This is a genomic window from Halorubrum sp. AJ67, assembly GCF_000513435.1.
This window is the reverse complement of record NZ_CBVY010000019.1, coordinates 108,355-110,232: the sequence shown is the minus strand read 5'-3', so window position 1 is coordinate 110,232 and position 1,878 is coordinate 108,355. Positions and strand designations below refer to the sequence as shown.

Genomic DNA, 1,878 nt, shown 5'->3' with positions numbered 1-1,878 from the left:
CCTATCCCCTGTGTGCCTTGCCTCCCACGACTCGCGGTCCCGGCGACGGTGCCGGGGATCCAGTGCCGGACGCTCTGGTAGAGCGCCGTCGTCATGTCTCCCGAGGCCAGTTCGCTGCCGAACGCCCCGGCGACCGCGACCGGCGAGGGGACCACGTACGCGGGCGAGCCGAGGGAGACGACGTACCAGACGGCGAGGAACCCCGCGACGCCGAGCGCGCCGCGGAGGAGCCGGCGGGGGTCATCGAGACCGATCGCGACGGCCGCGTCCCCGTCCAGTTCCGATCCGGTTTCTGTCGCCATCAGAGCGAGTCGTACACCTCCAGATCGAATATCTCGTCGGTCGACAGCTGTTCGTCGATCTGGTCGTTTCCGGCCGCGAACTCCGAGAACACCTGCGTCGCGTCCGTGATCTCGTTGGGGTCCGTGATGAAGTTCGACAGCGGCGAGTCGAGCGCGTTCCGCGCGCGGTCGACCGGCATCCCGATCCCCTCGTTGACGTGTTCGGCCGTCGCGTCCGGCTCCTCGCCGATGAACTCGGTCGCGCGGACGTGCTGTTCGAGGAACTGCGCCGCGAGCGGCGAGTCCCGCACCGCGTCGCTCATCAGGGTGACCGCGGCGGGCTGGCCGGGGAGGACCTCGGCGGCGGTCCGAAGCATCGTCACGGACGAGCCCTCCGCCTGCGCGATGGTCGGCACCGGCTCCATGATCGAGGTACCGTCGATCTCGTCGTTAGCGATCGCCTGCCAGACCGAGCTGGCACCGCTGATCTCGATGATCTCCACGCTGTCGTTCGACTCGGGGTCGACGCCGACGTCGCGGAGCCAGTAGCGGAGCAACACGTCGGGAACGCTTCCCTGCGGGAACGTTCCGAACGTGAACGGCTCGCCCTGCTCCGCTTCCCACGTCGCGAACGCGTCGCCGCCCTGCTGCTCGAACGTCTCGTGGAACGACGACTCCGCCATGATCCCCATCGGCTCGCGGATGTTCGCCGCCGTCACCCGCGCCGGGATCCCGTTGTCTATCGCGATCATGGCGGGGACGATCCCGAACATCGCGACGTCGATGTCGCCGCCGCCGAGCGCCTGAACGATCGCCGGGCCGTTGCCGAACTCCTGTCCGGAGACCTCGGCGTCGATCTCGGAGAAGTAGCCCTCGCCCTCCATCACGTACCACTGGAGGTCGGGGTAGATCGGCATGTGCGCGACCGTCAGTTCGTCGAGTCCGCCGCCACCGCCGCCGAGACAGCCGGCGAGTCCGACCGTCGCAGTTCCGCCCGCGGCCGCGAGGAAGGACCGCCGCGACGCTGTCCGCGTTGATTCGTACATACTAACGGAAACGGGTCCGCGGGGAACACCCTCGCGTCACCAGCAACTGAAGCGGATTCCAATGACGCCGTCAGATAGCCAAAAACTGATTTGGGGACCGCTTTCGGGATATTAACCGGTCACAACAGTTGATGGCCCGTCACCGATCGGCGCAAATATTGTTGGTATGTGTCCTCGGCCGCACCGCTCGCACGGCGGCCGGTCGCGTCCCGTCGCTCACGGGTCCTCGGTCGACTCCTCGTCGAACAGTCCGAGATCCTCGGCGACGAGGTCGGCGAGGCGGTCTTTGATCGCCGGATCGACCTCCGCGACCTCGTCGCCGTCGTGTTTTTGCGCGTTGTGTTTATCGAGCGCGTCCGCGAGGTCGTCGAGGGGGACGCGGGTCTCCGTCTCGCACTCGTCGCACACGATCGGGACGGACGGCTCGTCGGTGGACATTGTTCGGGCAATCGCCCGTCGCGGGTATATGCCTTCGGGCGTCGACTCGGAATCGGGCGGCGCGTTCGGACGGGATCCGGTCCGATATGCGGGTCCCGGTCCGATATGCGGGT

General features: G+C 67.4%; 2 protein-coding genes. Both read right to left on the bottom strand.

Going from position 1 to position 1,878, the window contains the following annotated elements:
- Nucleotides 1-301: 301 nt before the first annotated feature.
- Nucleotides 302-1,327, bottom strand: coding sequence for an ABC transporter substrate-binding protein (locus tag BN903_RS13210; RefSeq protein ID WP_048078173.1), 1,026 nt, complete (start codon nt 1,325-1,327; stop codon nt 302-304).
- 216 nt (nt 1,328-1,543) lie between these two features.
- Nucleotides 1,544-1,765, bottom strand: coding sequence for a hypothetical protein (locus tag BN903_RS13205; protein WP_048078172.1), 222 nt, complete (start codon nt 1,763-1,765; stop codon nt 1,544-1,546).
- Nucleotides 1,766-1,878 lie beyond the last annotated feature (113 nt).